This window comes from Micromonospora sp. NPDC003241, assembly GCF_053589795.1.
In genome coordinates this window covers 1-17,496 of the sequence record NZ_JBSFSO010000031.1, presented here as the reverse complement: position 1 = coordinate 17,496, position 17,496 = coordinate 1, and the positions used below count along the sequence as shown (strand labels likewise).

The 17,496-nt window shown below is 73.9% G+C and carries 15 protein-coding genes and 1 pseudogene; 9 read left to right on the top strand and 7 right to left on the bottom strand.

Going from position 1 to position 17,496, the window contains the following annotated elements; all coding sequences use genetic code 11:
- Positions 1-20 precede the first annotated feature (20 nt).
- Positions 21-1,226, top strand: a complete 1,206-nt coding sequence (locus tag ACWDVW_RS22395) for a sensor histidine kinase (RefSeq protein ID WP_449951987.1) — start codon at positions 21-23, stop codon at positions 1,224-1,226.
- The gene (locus ACWDVW_RS22390) at positions 1,223-1,876 is read left to right on the top strand and encodes a response regulator (RefSeq protein ID WP_449951984.1); all 654 of its coding nucleotides are present in this window, start codon (positions 1,223-1,225) and stop codon (positions 1,874-1,876) included. The genes ACWDVW_RS22395 and ACWDVW_RS22390 overlap by 4 nt, the downstream gene beginning before the upstream one ends.
- Here the strand turns inward: ACWDVW_RS22390 and ACWDVW_RS22385 are convergent.
- Positions 1,846-2,586, bottom strand: a complete 741-nt coding sequence (locus tag ACWDVW_RS22385) for a lysoplasmalogenase (protein ID WP_449951981.1) — start codon at positions 2,584-2,586, stop codon at positions 1,846-1,848. The genes ACWDVW_RS22390 and ACWDVW_RS22385 overlap by 31 nt on opposite strands.
- A gap of 210 nt (positions 2,587-2,796) precedes the next feature.
- Here ACWDVW_RS22385 and ACWDVW_RS22380 point away from each other — a divergent pair, with 210 nt between their 5' ends.
- Positions 2,797-3,489 carry a hypothetical protein gene (locus ACWDVW_RS22380; RefSeq protein ID WP_449951979.1) on the top strand — a complete coding sequence of 231 codons (693 nt, stop codon included), beginning with the start codon at positions 2,797-2,799 and terminating at the stop codon, positions 3,487-3,489.
- Between the two features lie 61 nt (positions 3,490-3,550).
- On the opposite strand, the gene dinB is transcribed toward ACWDVW_RS22380, so the two are convergent.
- From dinB to ACWDVW_RS22365, 3 genes are all read right to left on the bottom strand, one after another.
- Complete coding sequence (dinB, locus tag ACWDVW_RS22375; protein ID WP_449951976.1) at positions 3,551-4,744, bottom strand: DNA polymerase IV; 1,194 nt, start codon at positions 4,742-4,744, stop codon at positions 3,551-3,553.
- 75 nt (positions 4,745-4,819) lie between these two features.
- Positions 4,820-6,394: a glutamate synthase-related protein gene (locus ACWDVW_RS22370; RefSeq protein WP_449951975.1), complete on the bottom strand. Its 1,575-nt coding sequence runs from the start codon at positions 6,392-6,394 to the stop codon at positions 4,820-4,822.
- Between the two features lie 43 nt (positions 6,395-6,437).
- A complete protein-coding gene (locus ACWDVW_RS22365) occupies positions 6,438-7,565 on the bottom strand; it encodes a peptidoglycan recognition protein family protein (protein WP_449951972.1) in 1,128 nt (375 codons plus the stop codon).
- Positions 7,566-7,925: 360 nt separating this feature from the next.
- Here ACWDVW_RS22365 and ACWDVW_RS22360 point away from each other — a divergent pair, with 360 nt between their 5' ends.
- The 4 genes and pseudogenes from ACWDVW_RS22360 to ACWDVW_RS22345 all read left to right on the top strand — a co-directional run bounded on the left by ACWDVW_RS22360 (position 7,926) and on the right by ACWDVW_RS22345 (position 13,207).
- Positions 7,926-9,587: a serine/threonine-protein kinase gene (locus ACWDVW_RS22360; RefSeq protein WP_449951971.1), complete on the top strand. Its 1,662-nt coding sequence runs from the start codon at positions 7,926-7,928 to the stop codon at positions 9,585-9,587.
- 37 nt (positions 9,588-9,624) lie between these two features.
- The gene (locus ACWDVW_RS22355) at positions 9,625-10,380 is read left to right on the top strand and encodes a hypothetical protein (RefSeq protein WP_449951968.1); all 756 of its coding nucleotides are present in this window, start codon (positions 9,625-9,627) and stop codon (positions 10,378-10,380) included.
- Positions 10,381-10,466: 86 nt separating this feature from the next.
- Positions 10,467-11,178: pseudogene (locus ACWDVW_RS22350) on the top strand (membrane protein); the annotation flags it as partial.
- An 802-nt stretch (positions 11,179-11,980) separates the two neighbouring features.
- Positions 11,981-13,207 carry an MFS transporter gene (locus tag ACWDVW_RS22345; protein WP_449951965.1) on the top strand — a complete coding sequence of 409 codons (1,227 nt, stop codon included), beginning with the start codon at positions 11,981-11,983 and terminating at the stop codon, positions 13,205-13,207.
- 11 nt (positions 13,208-13,218) lie between these two features.
- On the opposite strand, the gene ACWDVW_RS22340 is transcribed toward ACWDVW_RS22345, so the two are convergent.
- Complete coding sequence (locus ACWDVW_RS22340; RefSeq protein ID WP_449952139.1) at positions 13,219-13,569, bottom strand: YchJ family protein; 351 nt, start codon at positions 13,567-13,569, stop codon at positions 13,219-13,221.
- A gap of 148 nt (positions 13,570-13,717) precedes the next feature.
- On the opposite strand from ACWDVW_RS22340, the gene ACWDVW_RS22335 reads away from it, so the two are divergent.
- Positions 13,718-14,434 carry an MBL fold metallo-hydrolase gene (locus tag ACWDVW_RS22335; protein ID WP_449951962.1) on the top strand — a complete coding sequence of 239 codons (717 nt, stop codon included), beginning with the start codon at positions 13,718-13,720 and terminating at the stop codon, positions 14,432-14,434.
- A 105-nt stretch (positions 14,435-14,539) separates the two neighbouring features.
- A complete protein-coding gene (locus ACWDVW_RS22330) occupies positions 14,540-15,283 on the top strand; it encodes a hypothetical protein (protein WP_449951959.1) in 744 nt (247 codons plus the stop codon).
- Here the strand turns inward: ACWDVW_RS22330 and ACWDVW_RS22325 are convergent.
- Complete coding sequence (locus tag ACWDVW_RS22325; protein ID WP_449951956.1) at positions 15,204-15,812, bottom strand: class F sortase; 609 nt, start codon at positions 15,810-15,812, stop codon at positions 15,204-15,206. The two genes, ACWDVW_RS22330 and ACWDVW_RS22325, sit on opposite strands and share 80 nt — an antisense overlap.
- 124 nt (positions 15,813-15,936) lie before the next feature.
- Positions 15,937-16,428, bottom strand: coding sequence for a hypothetical protein (locus ACWDVW_RS22320; RefSeq protein WP_449951954.1), 492 nt, complete (start codon positions 16,426-16,428; stop codon positions 15,937-15,939).
- Between the last annotated feature and the right edge of the window lie 1,068 nt (positions 16,429-17,496).

Below are 17,496 nucleotides of genomic sequence, written 5' to 3'. Positions count from 1 at the left end.
AGGCCACCCCGGCACCCTCGGTGGCGACGACCGTGGAACCGTCGGCGGGTACCCGCCGACCGGCCGGGCGGGACGTCCTGGTCGCCGTGGCGGTCTGGGTGCTCGACCTGGCGCTCTTCTCCACCGCCGGCTCCGACCTGGGGCGGGCCGGACCCGACGGTTCGACGCTCCTGCTGGTGGCCTTCGCGGCGCTCGCCCCGGTCGCCCTGCTCTGGCGTCGCCGGGCACCGGTCACCGTGTTCGCGCTGGTCTGGGCGCTCGGCCTGGTCGGCACCGCGCTGGTGCCCGGCTACCAGCCGGTGCTCGGCGTGCTGGTGGCCCTCTACGCGGTGGGCGCCCACGCGCCGGCCGACCGCGCCTGGGCCACCGTCCCGGCGCTGGCGCCGTACCTGGTGATCGCCGCCAACGAGGCGTGGCTGGCGGGACGGGAGGACGCCGGTCGCCGTACCGCCGTCTTCGTCGGTCTCGCCCTGGTCTACGCCACGGTCGTCGCCGGGACGTGGGCGCTGGGCCGGTGGGCCGGCAGCAACCGGCGTCGGCTCGCCGCCGCCGAGCGGCTGCGGGTGGTCGAGGCGCAGCGGGCCGTGACCGACGAACGGGCCCGGATCTCCCGAGAGTTGCACGACATCGTCGCGCACAGCGTCACGGTGATGTTGTTGCAGGCCGGCGGCGCCCGCCGGATCGTGACGACCGACCCGGACCGGGCCGGTCAGGCGCTGGCCCACATCGAGCAGGCCGGCCGGCAGGCCGTCGAGGAACTGCGGCGGATGCTCGCCGTCATCGCGCCCGGTGACCCGCCCGCACCCGCCGAGGACCGGCATCCGGGGCCCGCCGAGGTCGACGAGCTGGTGGTCCGGATGCGGGACGCCGGACTGCCGGTCACCCTGACCGTCGACGGCCCGCCGCGACCGGTGGACGCGAGTGTGGGCCTGGCCGCCTACCGGACGGTGCAGGAGGCGCTGACCAACACCGCCCGCTACGCCGGCCCGCAGGCCACCGCCACCGTGCGGCTCACCTGGGGCGACGACCTGGAGGTCGAGGTCCGCGACACCGGCGGCACGGCGACCGGCGGACTGCCGTCCACCGGGCGGGGCCTGCTCGGCCTGCGCGAGCGGGTCGCCGTGGTCGGCGGCGAGCTGGCCGCCGGGCCGCTGCCGGGCGAGGGCTTCCGGGTGTACGCGCGACTGCCGCTGCGCGCCGCACCGACGGTGGCGGTGACCTCGTGATCCGGGTGCTGCTCGCCGACGACCAGCCGCTGGTGCGGTCCGGGATCGCCATGCTGCTCGCCGCCGAGGCGGACATCGAGGTGGTCGGCGAGTGCGACGACGGTGCCGCCGCAGTCGAGCTGGCCCGCCGGATACGCCCCGACGTGGTGCTGATGGACGTGCGGATGCCGGGCACCGACGGGGTGGCCGCCACCCGCCAGATCACCACCGACACCGCCGAGGTGCGGGTCCTCGTCCTCACCACCTACCACGTGGACGACGCGGTCCGCGCCGCGCTGCGGGCCGGCGCGTCCGGGTTCCTGCTCAAGGACGCCGTACCCGACGAACTGACCCTGGCTGTCCGCGCGGTCGCGGCGGGGGAGGCGTGGCTGGACCCGGCGGTGACCCGGACCCTGCTGACCGAGTTCGCGGCGCTCGGCGAGCACCGCGCGCCCACCACCGCCGAGCTGGACCGGCTCACCGACCGGGAGCGGCAGGTGCTGGTGCAGATGGCGCACGGGCTGTCCAACGCCGAGATCGCCGCCCGGCTGCACATCGGCGACGCGACGGTGAAGACCCACGTCGGCCGGGTGCTGATGAAACTCGGACTGCGTGATCGTGCCCAGGCCGTTGCCGCCGCCTACCGGGGCGGGCTGATGCCGCCGGTCTGAGCGGGCTCGTCGGCGCGCGCCGCCCAGCCCGTGGTGATCAGCAGCAGTGCCGCGCTGTAGGTCGTCATCACCAGCACCCCGTGTGCGGGCAGCGTGGTGCCGGCCGCGCCGAGGCCGATCAGCAGGTCCGACACGAGGAACAGCGCGGCGCCGACCGCGACCCGGCGGTTGACGCCGGTCGCGGTCGCGCCCATCAGACTCAGCGCCAGGCCGTACCCGAGCACCGGCCAGCGCAGGTCGCCGAGGCGCGGCCACAGCAGCGCGATCGCGCCTGCCCAGAGCAGCAGGTATCCGGCCAGCGCGGGCACCGGCGGCCGCCGATGCCGGACGAACGCGGTGATCAGCGCCAGTTGCGTACCGAGGAAGCAGCCCATCCCCACCAGGAACGCGACCTCGCCCGGCACCAGCAGCGCGATGTCACCGGCGGTGGCGAAGACCAGCGCGAGAGCGACCGGGCCGGTCTGTCCGCGTACCCGCCACAGCCACCCCAGCAGCAGCGGCGCGAGCAGCGGCTTGGCCAGCCACTGCACCACGGTTGCGTCGGCCGCCACGGCGACCAGCTCCACGACCGCCACCACCAGGAACGCCCAGAGCCAGGGCGCGCCGCGCCGGGTACGCGCCACCCGGTCCACCTGGCGCGTCGGGCCGGTGGTGTCCGTCGGCCCGTTCCTCCGGCCAGTGGACGCCCGAGTGACGGGGCCGAATGCCATGCCGGGCAGTGTGCCCAGTGCACATCCACTCGTCAACCGCTGGGAGTAGTCCGTCCGAAGTGTCACTGTCACGACACATCGAGCACTATGTGATCGGAGCATCGCTGTGGGTTAGGGTCGTTCGCGTTCGCCGGTCGTGACCGTACGGCACCGGCCTTCTCCGACGTCCGTGTCAGCGAAGCGGACCGGCCCGACGACACAGGAGCCCCCGTGCAGGTCACCCCGCCGGTCCACCGCGCCCGCTGGAGCGACATCGACTGGATCGTCGACCTCGTGACCGCCGCCGTCGCACCGACCGCCGCCGGGGCGTGGCTCGTACCCGATCCGCGACGGCGTCCCGCCGTCCTCGCCGCCGTGGCCCGGATCTGGGTCGAACACGCCCTCCTCTTCGGCGACGCGTTCCTGTTGGCGAACGGAGCGGCAGCCAGCGTCTGGTTCCACCGGTACCGGCCGATCCCGCCACCGCCCCGCTACGACGAGCGGCTCGCCGACGCCTGCGGCGGGCACGCCGGACGCTTCCGCCGGTTCGACGAGGTTCTCGCCGCACGGCGCCCCGAGGAACCCCACCAGCACCTGGCCCTGCTCGCCGCGCCGCCGGACACCGACCGGGTGGGGCAGGCGGCCACGCTCCTCGCCGGTAGCCACCGGTGGATGGACACGCTCGGGCTGCCCACCTACGCCGAGGCGCACCACGGTGCCGACCGCCGCCTCTATCGCCGCGCCGGCTACCAGGAGCGGTGTCGCCTCGTCCGGGTGGACGGGCACCCGGTGACCGGGCTCTGGCGGCCCGCGCCGCAGGCCCGCCTCGACCGGCTCTCCGACGTCCGGTCCGGCGCGGGCATCGCCGCACCCCGTGCCACCGCGCTCCCCGCCGCCGACGCGGACGCCCGGCTCGTGCGGTGACCGGGCTGTCGGAGGCGTTCGACCCCGGTCCTCGGAACTGCCCGGCCCGCGCCGCCCGAGGTCAGGGGTCGGGCAGCAGCGGCATCTCCGGGCCGGTGTCGCGGCCGAGCAGCGCGCCACGGGTCAGGGCGGTCGAGCCGAACCGGTCCCGGACCGCGTCGACCGCCGCGTCCAACTCCGCCGTGGGCGGCGCGGCGTGCCAGGGCAACGTGAGTTGTACGTGCCCGTCGCCGAGGTTGCCGACCGCCACGCCGATCAGCGTCACGCCGCGCCGCTCCATCTCGGGCAGCGCCGTCCGCAGCAACGCCCGCGCGGTGCCGAGCACCGTGACCGTGTCGGCGGTCGGCTTCGCCAGCGTGCGCGAGCGGGCGGCCCGGGTGTAGTCGGCGAACCGCAGCCGCAGCGTGACCGTCCGCCCGGTGCGGGTGCTCGATCGCATCCGCCGGGTGACCCGGTCGACCAGCCCGGCGAGGACGGCGTCCCACTCGGCCGGACCGTGCCCCGCCGCGCCCAGCGCGTGCTGGGCGCCCATCGAGCCGCGCCGTCGGCCCACCTGCACCGGGCGTGGGTCGCGGTTGTGGGCCAGGGCGTGCAGGTGCCGACCGACGCCCGCGCCGAGCAGGGACACCAGGGTCGCCTCGCCGAGCCGGGCCACGTCGCCGACGGTCCGGATGCGGTGCTGGCGCAGCTTCGCGGCGGTCACCGGCCCGACTCCCCACAATCGGTCGACCGGCAGCGGATGCAGGAAGGCGAGCTCACCGGCCGGCGGCACGACCAGCAGCCCGTCCGGCTTGGCCGCGCCGCTGGCCACCTTGGCCAGGAACTTCGTCCGCGCCACCCCGACCGTGATCGGCAGCCCGACCTGCTCCCGCACCACCTCGCGTAACCGTGCCGCGATGTCGGCCGGTGTCCCGGCCAGTCGCCGTAGACCACCCACGTCGAGGAACGCCTCGTCGATCGAGAGCCCCTCGACCAGCGGGGTGGTCCGCCGGAAGATCTCGAACACCGCCCGGCTGGCCGCCGTGTACGCCGCCATCCGGGGCGGGACGACGACCGCCTCCGGGCAGAGCCGGCGGGCCTGCGCCCCGCCCATGCCGCTGCGGACACCCCTTGCCTTGGCCTGATAGCTGGCGGCCAGCACCACGCCGCCGCCGACGAGCACCGCGCGACCCCGCAACCGAGGGTCGTCACGCTGCTCGACCGAGGCGTAGAACGCGTCCAGGTCCGCGTGCAGGATGGTGGCGTCGACCGACACGCCGCCATCATCGCACACATGTTCTAAAGCAGGCGATGAGCTGCGGTGAGGCGGTCGGTCAGCGGGCTCGGGGACTCATCTGCGGGCGGTGCGCGACGGGGGAGCGCTGCCGCCCTGGGGGGCCTCGGTGGACATCAGGTCCACGATCGCCTTCCGGTCGGCGGCCGAGGGCAGGCCCCAGTCGGGCTGGTAGCCGTACACCTCGCGCAGTGGGGTGGAACTGGTGCGGCCGCCCAGGATCTCGACGGAGTCGGCGTCGATGAGACCGGGGTGTTCCACCCCGCAGGCCTCGGCCACCTTCATCAGGTCGCGCCGCAGGGTCTTGATGTAGTGCGCGGCGCGGTCGGCCTTCGACGTCGGGTCCAGGCCCCGGGCCAGCCAGGCGTTCTGGGTGGCGACCCCGGTCGGGCAGCTGTCGTCGTGGCACTTCTGCGCCTGGATGCAGCCGATGGCCAGCATCGCCTCCCGCCCGACGGCGAGCATGTCGCAACCGAGGGCGAACGCGACCACCGCGTTGTCGGGCAGGCCGAGCTTGCCGGCGCCGACGAACACCACCTGCTCGTGCAGGCCACGCTCGGCGAAGATCGGATAGACCCGGGCGAAGCCCTGCTGGAACGGCAGCGACACGGAGTCGGTGAAGATCATCGGTGCGGCGCCGGTGCCGCCCTCACCGCCGTCGACGCTGACGAAGTCGACGCCCCGGTCGGTGTCCCGCATCAGGTCCGCCAGCTCGGTCCAGAACCCCAGGTCGCCGACGGCGGACTTGATGCCGACCGGCAGGCCGGTCTCGGCGGCCAGCAGCTCCACCCAGTCGAGCAGGCTGTCGCAGTCGGAGAACTCGGCGTGCCGGGACGGGCTCACGCAGTCCCGGCCGACCGGGATGCCCCGGGTCTCGGCGATCTCGGCGGAGACCTTCGCCGCCGGCAGCAGCCCGCCGAGGCTCGGCTTGGCGCCCTGGCTGAGCTTGATCTCCAACGCCCGGACCGGGTTGGCGGCCACCACGTCCTTGAGTCGGGCCAGGTCGAACCGGCCCCGGTCGTCGCGGCACCCGAAGTACGCGGTGCCGATCTGGAGGATCAGCTCACCGCCGTTGCGGTGGTACGGGGACACCCCGCCCTCGCCGGTGTTGTGCAGGCAGCCGGCGAGGGCCGCGCCCCGGTTCAGTGCCTCGACGGCCCGGCCGGACAGCGAACCGAAGCTCATTCCGCTGATGGACACCACCGACTCGGGCCGGAAGGCGCGGGCGCGACCCCGGGCCGCGCCGAGCACCTTGGCGACCGGCAGCCGTACGTCGTGGCCCATGGTCGGGATCGACGGGGGGACCGTCCGACCGAAGGTACGGTGCTTGATGATCGGATAACCGGCGGTGTACTCGATGTCGTTGTCGGTGCCGAACCCGAAGTAGTTGTTCTCCTGCTTCGCCGAGGCGTACACCCAACGGCGCTGGTCGCGGGTGAACGGGCGTTCCTCGTTGTTGCCGGCGACGATGTACTGCCGCAGTTCCGGCCCGATCGACTCCAGCAGGTAGCGTGCCCGGCCGAGCACCGGGAAGTTGCGACGCAGCGCGTGTTCGCGTTGGAGCAGATCGCGTGCGGCGAGCGCGGCGAGTGCGGCGACGGCGGCGGGTACGGCGTGACGAGCCCATCTCATCCCGCCACACTTTCCGGCTCCGGGCCAGGTCAAACGTCCCGGCTCAGCCACGGACCAGGGACTGCCGCACCACCCCGCCGACGATCGCGCACCAGGTGTCGGTGTCGACGGTGCCGGTGCGGGGCAGGCGGTGCAGCGCCTGGAGGTCGCGGACCGCTCCTCGGGTCGGCTCGTCGAGCACACCCGTCGGCGCCACGTCCGCGTACCCCTTGACGGCGAGCAACTCCTGCGCGGCGGTGACCGGCCGCCCGACGCCGCCTCGGCCCAGGCCCGGGGCGAGGGTCTCCCAGGTGGCGGCGGTCAGCGTGGCGTCCACGTCGACCGGGAGCCCCTGGCGGGCCTGCCAGTCCTGCACCGCCGCCACGGTGGCCGGGTCGAAGGTGCCGGTCGGCTCCACGGGGTAGCCGTGGTGGGCGAGCAGGTGCTGCGCCACGCGGACGGTGGGGGCGTTGACGAAGCGCCACACGTCCGGCCAACGGCGGACCGGCACGTCGCGCCGTGGCGTGCCCAGGGCGTGGAAGACCCGGCGGCGCAGCGTCGGGAACTGCCGGTAGAAGGCCGCGCCGGGACACTGGGTGGTGCGGAAGTCCCAGTGTCCGAAGATGTCGTGCGCGTGCAGACCGTACCGGCGGCAGACGGCCACGCAGAGCCGCACCAGCGAGTCCAGCAGCGCGGCCGGCGGGGTCTGGTCGACGTAGGTGCCCTCGTTCTCGATGCCGATGGCCCGCCCGTTCTCCCCGGGGCAGTGGGCGGCGATCATCTGCCGGTCACCGGCCCGTAGTCGGTCCAGACTGCCGTGCCGGCCCTCCAGGACGTACCCGCCCCGGCTGACCGTGAAGTGCTGGCCGGTGTCCGACCAGCCGTTGCCGTCGACGTGCAGGTCCTGGCACTCCCGGGCGAGCGCGACCGCCCGTTCCCGCGAGTGGTCGGTGACGTTGGGGAAGGCCATGTGGTGCACGATGATCTTGTTGGTGGGTGTCGCGCTGACCGCCAGCGGGCCGGTCGCCGGTCGGGCGCCCCACTCGTCGCAGCCGATGATCCAGTCCAGGTCGTCGCCGGCCCGGGCCGGCGCGGGGCGGGCGAGGCCGGTCCCGACGACGGCGACCGTGGCGGCGCCCAGGCCCGCGCGCAGTATCGTCCGGCGGTCCCACTCGGTGTGCTCGGCAGGCATGGCGTCTCCTCCGGGATGGGCGCGCGTGTGAAAACCAGCGCCACGAATTGATCCTGAGGTGGAGGATATTGCCGAAGCCGTGCCCGGCGCCAGAGGTCGACGGACGTCGACATCCGGACCCGCCGTGGCGATCGCGCCGCAGGTGTTGACCCGAGGTGCTACCTCTGACGGCGTGTCCGAGACCGACCATCGCGCGGCGACCGCCGGATCGTCCGGCGGTCACCTCGTCGATCGGACGAGCCGGCGGGCGGCCACCCGGCCGACGACGGCACCTGTCGGGCGGATGGTCCCGCCGCCACGGGCGGCCACAATGAGCAGCGTGCCCACCCTCACGCTGGGCGGAGCGCGGGGAGCGGCGACATGACCGGATGGCAGGTTCCCGGATACACCCTGGTCCGGCGGCTCGGTGCCGGCGCGTCCGGCACCGTCGACCTCGCCGTGCACGACGTCACCGGCACCCCGGTCGCGATCAAGTACCTGACCGGGCAGCTCTACGACGAGCTGTTCCGGTACGCCTTCCGGGACGAGGCCCGACTGCTGGCCGAGATCGACGACCCGTACGTCTGCCGCCTCTACGAGTACGTCGAGGCACCCGACGGCGCGGCCATCGTGATGGAGTTGGTGAACGGCGTCTCGCTGCGCCAGATGCTGCGCGCGCAGGGGCCCACCACACCCGAGTCGGCGCTCTGTGTCCTCAAGGGATCACTGGCCGGGCTGGCCGCCGCGCATGCGCACGGCGTGGTGCACCGCGACTACAAGCCGGAGAACGTGCTGGTCACCGCCGAGGGCACCAGCAAGTTGGCGGACTTCGGCATCGCCATGCCGGTCGGCGCCGACGCCGGTGGCAGCGTCACCGGCACCCCCCGCTACATGGCCCCCGAGCAGTGGACGGGTGCCCCGGCCGAACCGGCGTGCGACATCTACGCCGCCACCGCGACCTTCTTCGAGTGCCTGACCGGCCGCCCCCCGTACGACGGGGGCGACCTGGCCACCCTGCGCCGACAGCACGCGCGTGCGCCGATCCCCACCGACGGAGCCCCGCGACCGGTGCACGGGCTGCTGCGGCACGGCATGGCCAAACGTCCCGCCGACCGGCCGCAGCCCGCCCGGGTCTTCCTCGCCGAGTTGGAGGAGACGGCCATCGGCGCGTACGGGGCGGACTGGGAGGAGCGCGGGCTGCGCGAGCTGGCCCAGCGGGCCGCGCTGCTGGCCGCCCTGTTCCCGTTCCGGGACGGCAACGGTGGCACCGTCAGCGTGGCCACCACCGCGCTCGGCGCGAGCACCGCCGACGACGGCTCCGGCCGCCGACCGACGTCGCGGCGGACCGGCCGGGCCCGGGCCGCGCTGGTCGGTGGTGGCCTGGTGGCGGCCATGCTGGTCGGCGGCGCCGGGCTCGGCTACGCGATGGAGGAGGCGCCGGTGCCGACCGGTGCGGCGTCCGAGGTGACCACCGACCTGACCAGCTCACCCGTGCCGACCGAGGCCGCACCGACCCCCACGCCGACGCCCGGACCCACCGCCACTCCCACCCCGACGTCCGTCACGCCCCCCACCCCGACCGGCGGCACCGCCACGGCCGACCCGACCGACTCGCCGACCCCCACCGGCGAACCCACACCGTCCACGGCCGATCCGTCACCGTCGACGAGCACCAGCCCGCCGCCGCCACCGGACGTCACCGCACCCACCGTCGGTCGGGTCGCCGCGAGCCCGACCACACTCGATCCCGCCGGCTGCCCGTACGGGCCGACCACGAGCACCGTCACCGCACTCGTCCAGGACGACCGCACGGACGCCGACGACCTGCGGGTCCGCGTCCGCTACACGATCGAGAAGCAGACGTACGAGCGGCGGATGGCATCGGCCGGCGGCAACCGCTTCCAGGGCGTCCTCGCGGACCTGCCCCACCCCGGGAACACCGCCCGGATCCCGGTGACGGTGGTGGCGACCGACGCCGCCGGCAACACCACCACCGGTGACCCGACGTACGTCACCCTCTACTCCTACTGCACGCCGGGCTGACCGGGCGCGTGCACCACCACGACCCGGGAGACCCGCCGTGACCCAGCCCGACGATCCGACCCACGCCCTGCCGCCCCAGCCGGTGTCGCCGTCCGACGAACCGACGGTCCGGTGGGCCGACGGCGATCCGACCACCCGTCTCGGCGTCACGGCACCGTGGACCACCTCGGACCTCGACGCCACCCAGGGGGCGACCTACCCGCCGCCTGGCACGACCACCGCGTACCCGGCAGGGACCCCGACGGTGCGTACGAGCGCCGCGCGGGGTGCGCTCGCGGCACCGACCACCGGACCCGGCGGTGAACTGCGGTTCGGGCCCGGCGTGCCGGCCGCTCCGCCGTCGGCCCCCGCGTGGCCGACCCCCGCACCGGCACCACGCCGCAGGTCCCGCTGGCGTCGCTCGGTGTCGGTGCTGTCCACGCTGCTCACCCTCGCGCTGCTGGCGGCGGTCGGGCTCTGGATCTGGCAGCGGCTGCACCCGCTGGAGATCAGCGGCGTCAGCGTGGCGGTGCCGCAGCCGTCGGGACAGCGGTGCGACGTCACCGTCGACGTGGTCGCCACGGTACGCACCAACGGCCGCCCGGGCACCGTCGAGTACCAGTGGCTGCGGTCCGGGAGCGCGCCGGGTGCCCTGCTGACCGAGCGCGTGGGCCCGGGGCAGCGGACCGTGGAACTGACCCTGCGGTGGACGTTCAGCGGGGTGGGCAGCACCACCGAGACGGCCACCGTGAACGTCGTCTCGCCGTCGTCGGCGCAGGCGGTCACCGAGGTCGCGTACTCCTGTCCGGGCTGAGCGGCGGACACCCGCGACGTTTCTCGCGCCACGCCCGGGGGTAGGTCGGGCCGGAATAACCGACCGCCCGTGCAAAGGACCCTTGGATGCGAGACAACTTCGGCGATGCGGTGGGGGACACCCTCCGCGCCATACTCCTCTTCCTTCCCAAAGCCGTCGCCTTCGTGGCGATCCTGGTGGCCGGCTGGCTGATCGCCAAGGCGGTGCTGAAGCTCGTCGGCCGGCTGCTGGAACGCGTCGGCTTCGACCGGGCGGTCGAACGTGGCGGCATCCGTCGGGCGCTGGCCCGCTCCCGGTACGACGCCAGCGACATCGTGGCGCGGCTCGCGTACTACGGGATCCTGCTGCTCACCCTCTACCTGGCGTTCGGCATCTGGGGACCGAACCCGATCTCGGACCTGATCGCCGGGGTCATCGCCTGGCTGCCGAGGGCCTTCGTCGCCATCGTCATCGTGGTGGTCGCCGCCGCCATCGCCAGCGCCGTCAAGGACCTGATCTCGGGTGCGCTCGGCGGACTGTCGTACGGCCGGCTGCTGGCCACCATCGCCTCGGCGTTCATCCTCGGTCTCGGCATCATCGCGGCGCTGAACCAGATCGGCGTGGCCACCGCCGTCACCACTCCGGTGCTGATCGCGGTGCTCGCCACCGTCGGCGGCATCCTCGTGGTCGGGGTCGGCGGCGGGCTGATCCGTCCGATGCAGAGCCGCTGGGAGTCCTGGCTGTCCCGGGCCGAGACGGAGTCGCGGACCATCGCCGAGCACGCCCGCGCCTACTCCGCCGGCCGCCGCGAGCGCGAGGAGCAGGCCGCCCGGGAACGCGAGGCGGAGGCGGCCCGGGAACGCGAGGAGCAGCGGATCGCCGCCGAGCGGCGGCTGGCCGAGTCGGCGGCGGCACCCGTACCGCCCGCTGGGGCGACCTTCGGCGCGCCGGCCGTCGGCCCGCCGCCCGCCACGCCGGTGTTCGCGACCGGAACGTCGGCGGGTACGCCGGTGGCGGACGACCCGGAGGCGACCCAGGTCGTCACCCCGCCCCACGTCGGCTCCGACGCCACCACGGTGATGCCGCGTCAGTCCACGGCGAGCCACGACGACCCGGACGCCACCACGGCGTTCCCGCGCCAGTCGGCGGCGGCCCCTGAGGACCCCGACGCCACCACCGCGTTCCCGCGTCAGTCGGTGGCGGACTCCGACGACCCGGATGCCACGACCGCGTTGCCGCGCCAGTCCGCCGCGACGACCGACGACGCGGACACCACCCAGGTCACGTCGACCGGCCCGACCGTGCCGGCGCCGCGAACCTCGGCCGACGAGAGCGAGTCGACGATCATCCTGCCGAAGTCCGACGACCCGCCCGGTCGCTGAGCCGACGGCGTCACCTCGCGGGACGGGACCGATGGGTCCCGTCCCGCGACGCGTCCGGCAGTCCTCGTCTCCGGGCAACGGTCCGCCGGAGCCCGCAACGGGGTGGCACCGGGTGGTGCCGCCGCTTACGATCACCGCATGACCTGGCGACATTGATGCCTCGACCGAGGCCGGGGGCCGCCCTCGGACACCGTGCACACCGGTGTCCGTAATCGCCCCCACCCATCCGGACGGCCTCGATGACCCTCGCTTCCGCCGCCGGCCGTCGCCTGGCGGCCACTCTCTACGCGTACACGTTCCTCACCGACCTGATCCTGCTCTACCCGGTGTACGTGCTGCTCTTCTCCGACACCGGGCTGTCGGTCGGGCAGATCTCCTCGCTGTTCGTGATCTGGTCGCTGGCCGGTCTGGTGCTGGAGGTCCCCGCCGGTGCCTGGGCCGACGCGACCTCCCGCCGCCTGGTGCTCGCCCTGGCACCGCTGTGCAGCGCCGTCGGCTTCGGCCTCTGGACGGTCCTGCCGTCCTATCCGGCGTTCGCCGTCGGGTTCGTGCTCTGGGGAGCCGGTGGTGCGCTCGCCTCCGGCGCGCTGGAGGCGTTGGTCTTCGACGAACTCGACCACGTCGGCGCCGCCGACCGGTACGCCCGGACCATCGGTCGTGCCCGGACCGCCGGCACCGCCGGGGTGCTCGGGTCGATCCTGCTCGCCGGTCCGGTGCTCGGGCTCGGCGGCTACCCGGCGGTCGGGGCGGCCAGCGTCGCGGCCTGTCTGCTGGCCGCCGCCGTCGCGACCCGCTTCCCGGAACACCGGCGTCCCGCCGCCGAGCCTTCCGAACCGGACGAGCCCGGCTGGTGGCAGGGGCTACGGCTGGGCGTCGCCGAGGCGCGCGGCAACCGGCCCGTACGCGCGGCGGTGCTGCTGGTGGCGGTGGTCAGCGCGATCTGGGGCGCGCTGGAGGAGTACCTCCCCCTGGTGGCCCGGGACACCGGCGTCGCCCTGACCACCGTGCCGCTGTTGCTGCTGGTGGTCACCCTCGGGCAGATGGCCGGTGGGCTGCTCGCCCCGGCCGGGCAGCGGCTGCGCACCGGCGGGTACGCCCTGCTGCTGGCCGCCTCGGCGGTGCTCCTGGCGGCGGGGGCGCTGCTCCGCCGACCGGTGGGGTTCCTGCTGGTCGCGGCCGCGTTCGCCGGTTTTCAACTCGCCTCGGTGCTGGCCGACGCCCGCCTCCAGGCCCGGATCAGCGGCCCGGCCCGGGCCACCGTCACCTCGCTGGCGGGCACGCTCACCGACCTGACCACGATCGCGGTGTACGTCGGCTTCGGCCTGCTCGCCACGGCCACAGACACCACGTGGGCGTTCGCCCTGGCCGTCGTGCCGTACCTGCTGGTCGCGGCGGCACAGATGCTCCGTACGGGTCGGACCCGACGCGCACCGGTCGACGTGCCGTCCGCCCGGATCGACGCGTGAGCGTGCCCGGCTCAGGGCCGCTCGGCGTCCAGATAGACCCAGCGGCCGTCCTCCCGGACGAAGCGGCTGCGTTCGGTCACCGTGCCGGGATCGCGGCCCTCGCGGTAGTGGGCGCGGAACTCCACGGTCCCGGTGCTGTCGAACAGCCCGCCACCGCCGGTGCCGACGACCTCCAGCCCGGTCCACCGCTGCGCCGGGTCCAGGTGCAGCCGGGGCGGGCGGGTGCGGGAGTGCCAACTGCGCAGCAGGTAGTCCCGGTCACCGACGGCGAACGCCGCGTACCGGGAGCGCATCAGCGCCTCGGCCGTCGGCGCGTCCGCCTCGCCACGGTGCAGTCGCCCACAGCAGTCCGCGTACGGCATGCCCTGCCCGCAGGGGCACGCCCCGGTCACCTCGGTCCGCCTGTTCCGCTTCGCCACCTCGTCATCCTCTCGGCACCGGCCCCCACGGATGACGCCGGGGGCGTCGCGCGTCCCGGATATCGGGGGAGGTGGATGGTATGGTGCGCCGATGGCGCGGTCCGCCGCAGTGGCCATCGCCCCGGGTGTCTGGCGTATCCCCACCGTGGGCAGGTCCTTCATCAACTCGTACGCCCTGGTCGACGACGACGGCAGCGTCACCCTGGTCGACTGCGGGATACGTCGCGCACCGGCCCGGATCGTGCGCGGGCTGGCCGCCATCGGCAAGCACCCGGCCGACGTGACCCGGATCGTGCTCACCCACGCCCATCCCGATCACGCCGGTGGAGCGGCCGAGGTGGCTCGCCGTACCGGTGCGCCGATCGCGGTGCACGCCGCCGACATGCCGTACGCCGAGTCCGGCACCCCGCCGCCGAGGGATCCGACCGTCGCCGGTGCCCGGCTGTTCGGCCGCCTCGCCGGGGGCCGCTTCCCGGCCTTCGAGGTGGCGCAGCCGTTGACCGACGGGGACCTGCTCGATGTCGGCGGTGGACTGCGCGTCGTGCACACCCCCGGCCACTCGCCGGGACACGTGTCGCTGCTGCACGAGCCGACCCGGGTGCTGATCACCGGCGACGCGCTGTTCAACGTGGCGGGTATCCGGTGGCCGGTCAAGGCGTTCTGTACCGACTTCGAGATGACCCGGCAGACCGCCCACGTACTCGGCGAGCTGGAGTACGACGCGGTCGCCTTCACCCACGGTCCGGAGATCACCGAACGGGCCCGCGAGCAGGTCCGGGGCTTCCTCAGCCGGCTGTCCGACGGGTAACGCGCCGGTCAGCGGGTCCGTGCGCCGCGCCGACTGCCGAACGACTCCATCGTGGTCGCCCTCCGGGCCGGCCTCGGCGCGCTCGCCGCCCGGGACCGCGCGGCGGTGGCCTGGCTGGCCGACGTCTTGCGGGTCGCCGCCTTCTTCGTGGCGGTCTTCGTGGCCGGCGCCCGACCACCGGTGGCCTTGCCCGCCGGTGCCTTCCTCGTCGCGGCCTTTTTCGTCGCGGCCTTCCTCGTCGCGGTCTTCTTCGCTGCGGGTGCCTTCTTCGCGACAGCGGCCTTCTTCGCGGCGGTCGCCTTCGCGGTGGGCCGCCGGGTCGGACCCGCGGTGGCGGAGACGGCCTTCTTCCGCGCCGTCCGGGCGGAGGTCGCCGCTGTCGTACCGGTCGTGGCCTTCCTGCCGGTGGCCTTACCGGCCGCAGCCTTGCTGGTCGCGGCCTTGCTGGTCGCCGCCTTACTGCCCGCCGTCTTGCTGGTCGCCGCCTTGCGGGTGGCTGTCGTGCTGGTGGCTGCCTTGCTGGTCGTGGCGCTGCCGCCGGTCGCCTTGGCGGTCGTCTTCCTGGCGGCTGCCGTTCCGGTGGACCGCTTCGCCGCCGGGCTCGTCCGCTTCGCCGCCGCGCCTGCTCCGGTGCTCTTCCTGATCGCTGCCTGGGCCATCGTTGCTCCTCGGGTCTGCCGTGGACGCTCAGGTCTTCCCGGCGTCCGGATGGTCGAACGAGTGCCACCAGTCGCGCGGGCGCACGCGGTGCGGGCGCACCGTGTCGGGCTCACGCGGTGCGGGTGGCGAAGACGATCACGTTGTCGGCGTACTCGCCGCGTGCCGGGTCGAACCGGCCGCCGCAGGTGATCAACCGCAGCCCGGCCAGGCCGCCGGGGCCGTAGACCAGGTCGGTGGGGAACCGCTCCTTCGGGTACGCCTCGACGGCGTCCACGGTGAAACGGGCCACCGTGGCGTCGACCCGGGCGATGTGGACGGTGTCGCCGGGACGCAACCGCCCCAACTCGAAGAAGACGGCCGGGCCGTCCCGGGAGTCGACGTGGCCCACCAGGACCGCGTTGCCGATCTCACCCGGGCTGGCACCCGGCCGGTACCATCCGGCGACCTGCGGGCGGTCCAGCGGCGGCACCTCCAACGCGCCCGAGGCGTCGGCGGCGACCGGCACCAGCGGTGCGCGTACGCCGATGGCCTCGATCCGCACCTCGACGGGCTCGGCGCGCGGCAGCGGCGGCAGGCTCGGCGCGGTGCCCGCCCGCTGCGCAGCGCCGTCGGGCTGCGGCGGTCCGGCCGGCATCCGCCCGAGCCCCGCGCCGACCAGCGCCACCCCGACGGCCGCGACCAGCGCGAGCAGCACGCGTCCCCCGTGGTACGCCCGCACGGTCACCTCCGTTCACGGATGTCGGACGGTCGGCGGGACACCTGTTGTGCGGTGTCCCTCGGGTGCCCGCACCGTGGCGTACGGCGCGGGCACCCGTCGCAGGATGGGATGGAGTGCTGGCGCGTCAGAGACGCGCGGCGGCCTCGGCGTGCCGGCGGCGACGGGCCAGGATGACGCCGCCACCGAGCGCGGTGGCGATCAGGGTCGCCCCGGTGGCCAGGGAGCCCAGTCCGTCGTCGCTCGTGCGGCCCCCGGCCTGGGCGCCACCGATCGGGGTGACCGTGAACGTCGTGCTGCCGTCCGAGGTGCCGTCCCCGCAGGTGGCGGCCACCGTGTACGTGCCGAGGGTGAAACCGGCGGTGAACAGTTCGGCGCTCAGGCCGCCGCCGGCTGCGGCGGTGGTGGAGCGGACGTTCTGGTCCCGGTCGGGGCCGGTGACGCGGAACAGCGCGTCTCCGGTGCTCGGGTTGCAGGTGGTCGCGGTGAGCACGACGGTCCCCCCGACCGGGGTCGTCGCCGGTGACACCGTGATGTCCGCCCATGCGACTCCGGGCATGAGCAGCGCGCCCAAGGCGATGCTGCCCGCAGCCGGTACGAGAACTCTGGTTGCCTTCATACGCGTCTTCCCTCACTTTTCGTCCGCTGACTGCGTGGGACGTCGTTCGGGTGGCCAACTCCGCGACTAGCACCGGTGTGCCCAACACTAGGTGGGCTTGGGACCCGATCCGGTGAAAATGAGAAATCTTCGTTGCCGTCACGTGTCCGCCCGACCGACTCGGGCGTCGCGGAAGGTCCCGCCACGAGCCTGGCGGGCACCGGCATCCGGTCGATGTCCGCCTGCCGCACCGTGTGACCAGTGGGCGGAAGGCGAGGTCGGCGCGGTGTAGCGCCGATCGTGGCACCCGTCCGTTTCCCAGCGACCAGGTCTCCGACGTTCCCACCACCCGGACCCAGCCCCGGCCGCTCGGACCCGGACTCGTGCTCGGACCCGGACCCGGGCTCGGACCCCGACCCGGGCTCGGACCCGTGCTTGGGCTTGGGCTTGGGCTTGGACGAGTTGATCAAGAGGTTTGAGCTGTGGATCCTCCGGCATTTGCACCAAAACTTCTTGATCAACGGGGAATGGGCGGGGGTGCGGGTGGGAGGCCTGTCGACCCTGCGGCAAGCGAGGAGGGGTTATGCGTCGTTCGTTATTGAATGTCCGCTTTCGTGTGTGCCGGTGGGTGGCTGCGGGGCGGAATCGGGGTGGGGTCGGTGGCGCTGTAACCCGGTGGCTGACCGAGCAGGACCTCACCCCGCTGGTGGGTGGTGGGCGGATGCCGGAATGACCTGGGCCGGTCGGTCGTTATACCTGGTCCCGGCGCTGCGAGGGCTCGCGGATATCCCGGGAATGATGCGGGCCGGTCGGTGGTTGTGATCCCGACGCCGCGAGGGCCTTCCCGATATCCCCCCGGGAATGGTCCGGCTCGGCAGGTGGTTGTGTCCCTACCCGACGCCGTGAGCTTGGTCCGGTGAATCCCCCTCGGATTTGGTGCGTCGGTTCCCCTCTCTTGTTCTTGGCGCCTGACGGCGTTCGCGTTGCCTGTCCGTCCCCCCTTGGGCTGGTGGCGTCTACCCCCGAATGGAGCTGTCTCATGAACTCGAAGCTGCTGCGTAAGAGTGTTCTCGGTGTTGCTGGTCTGGC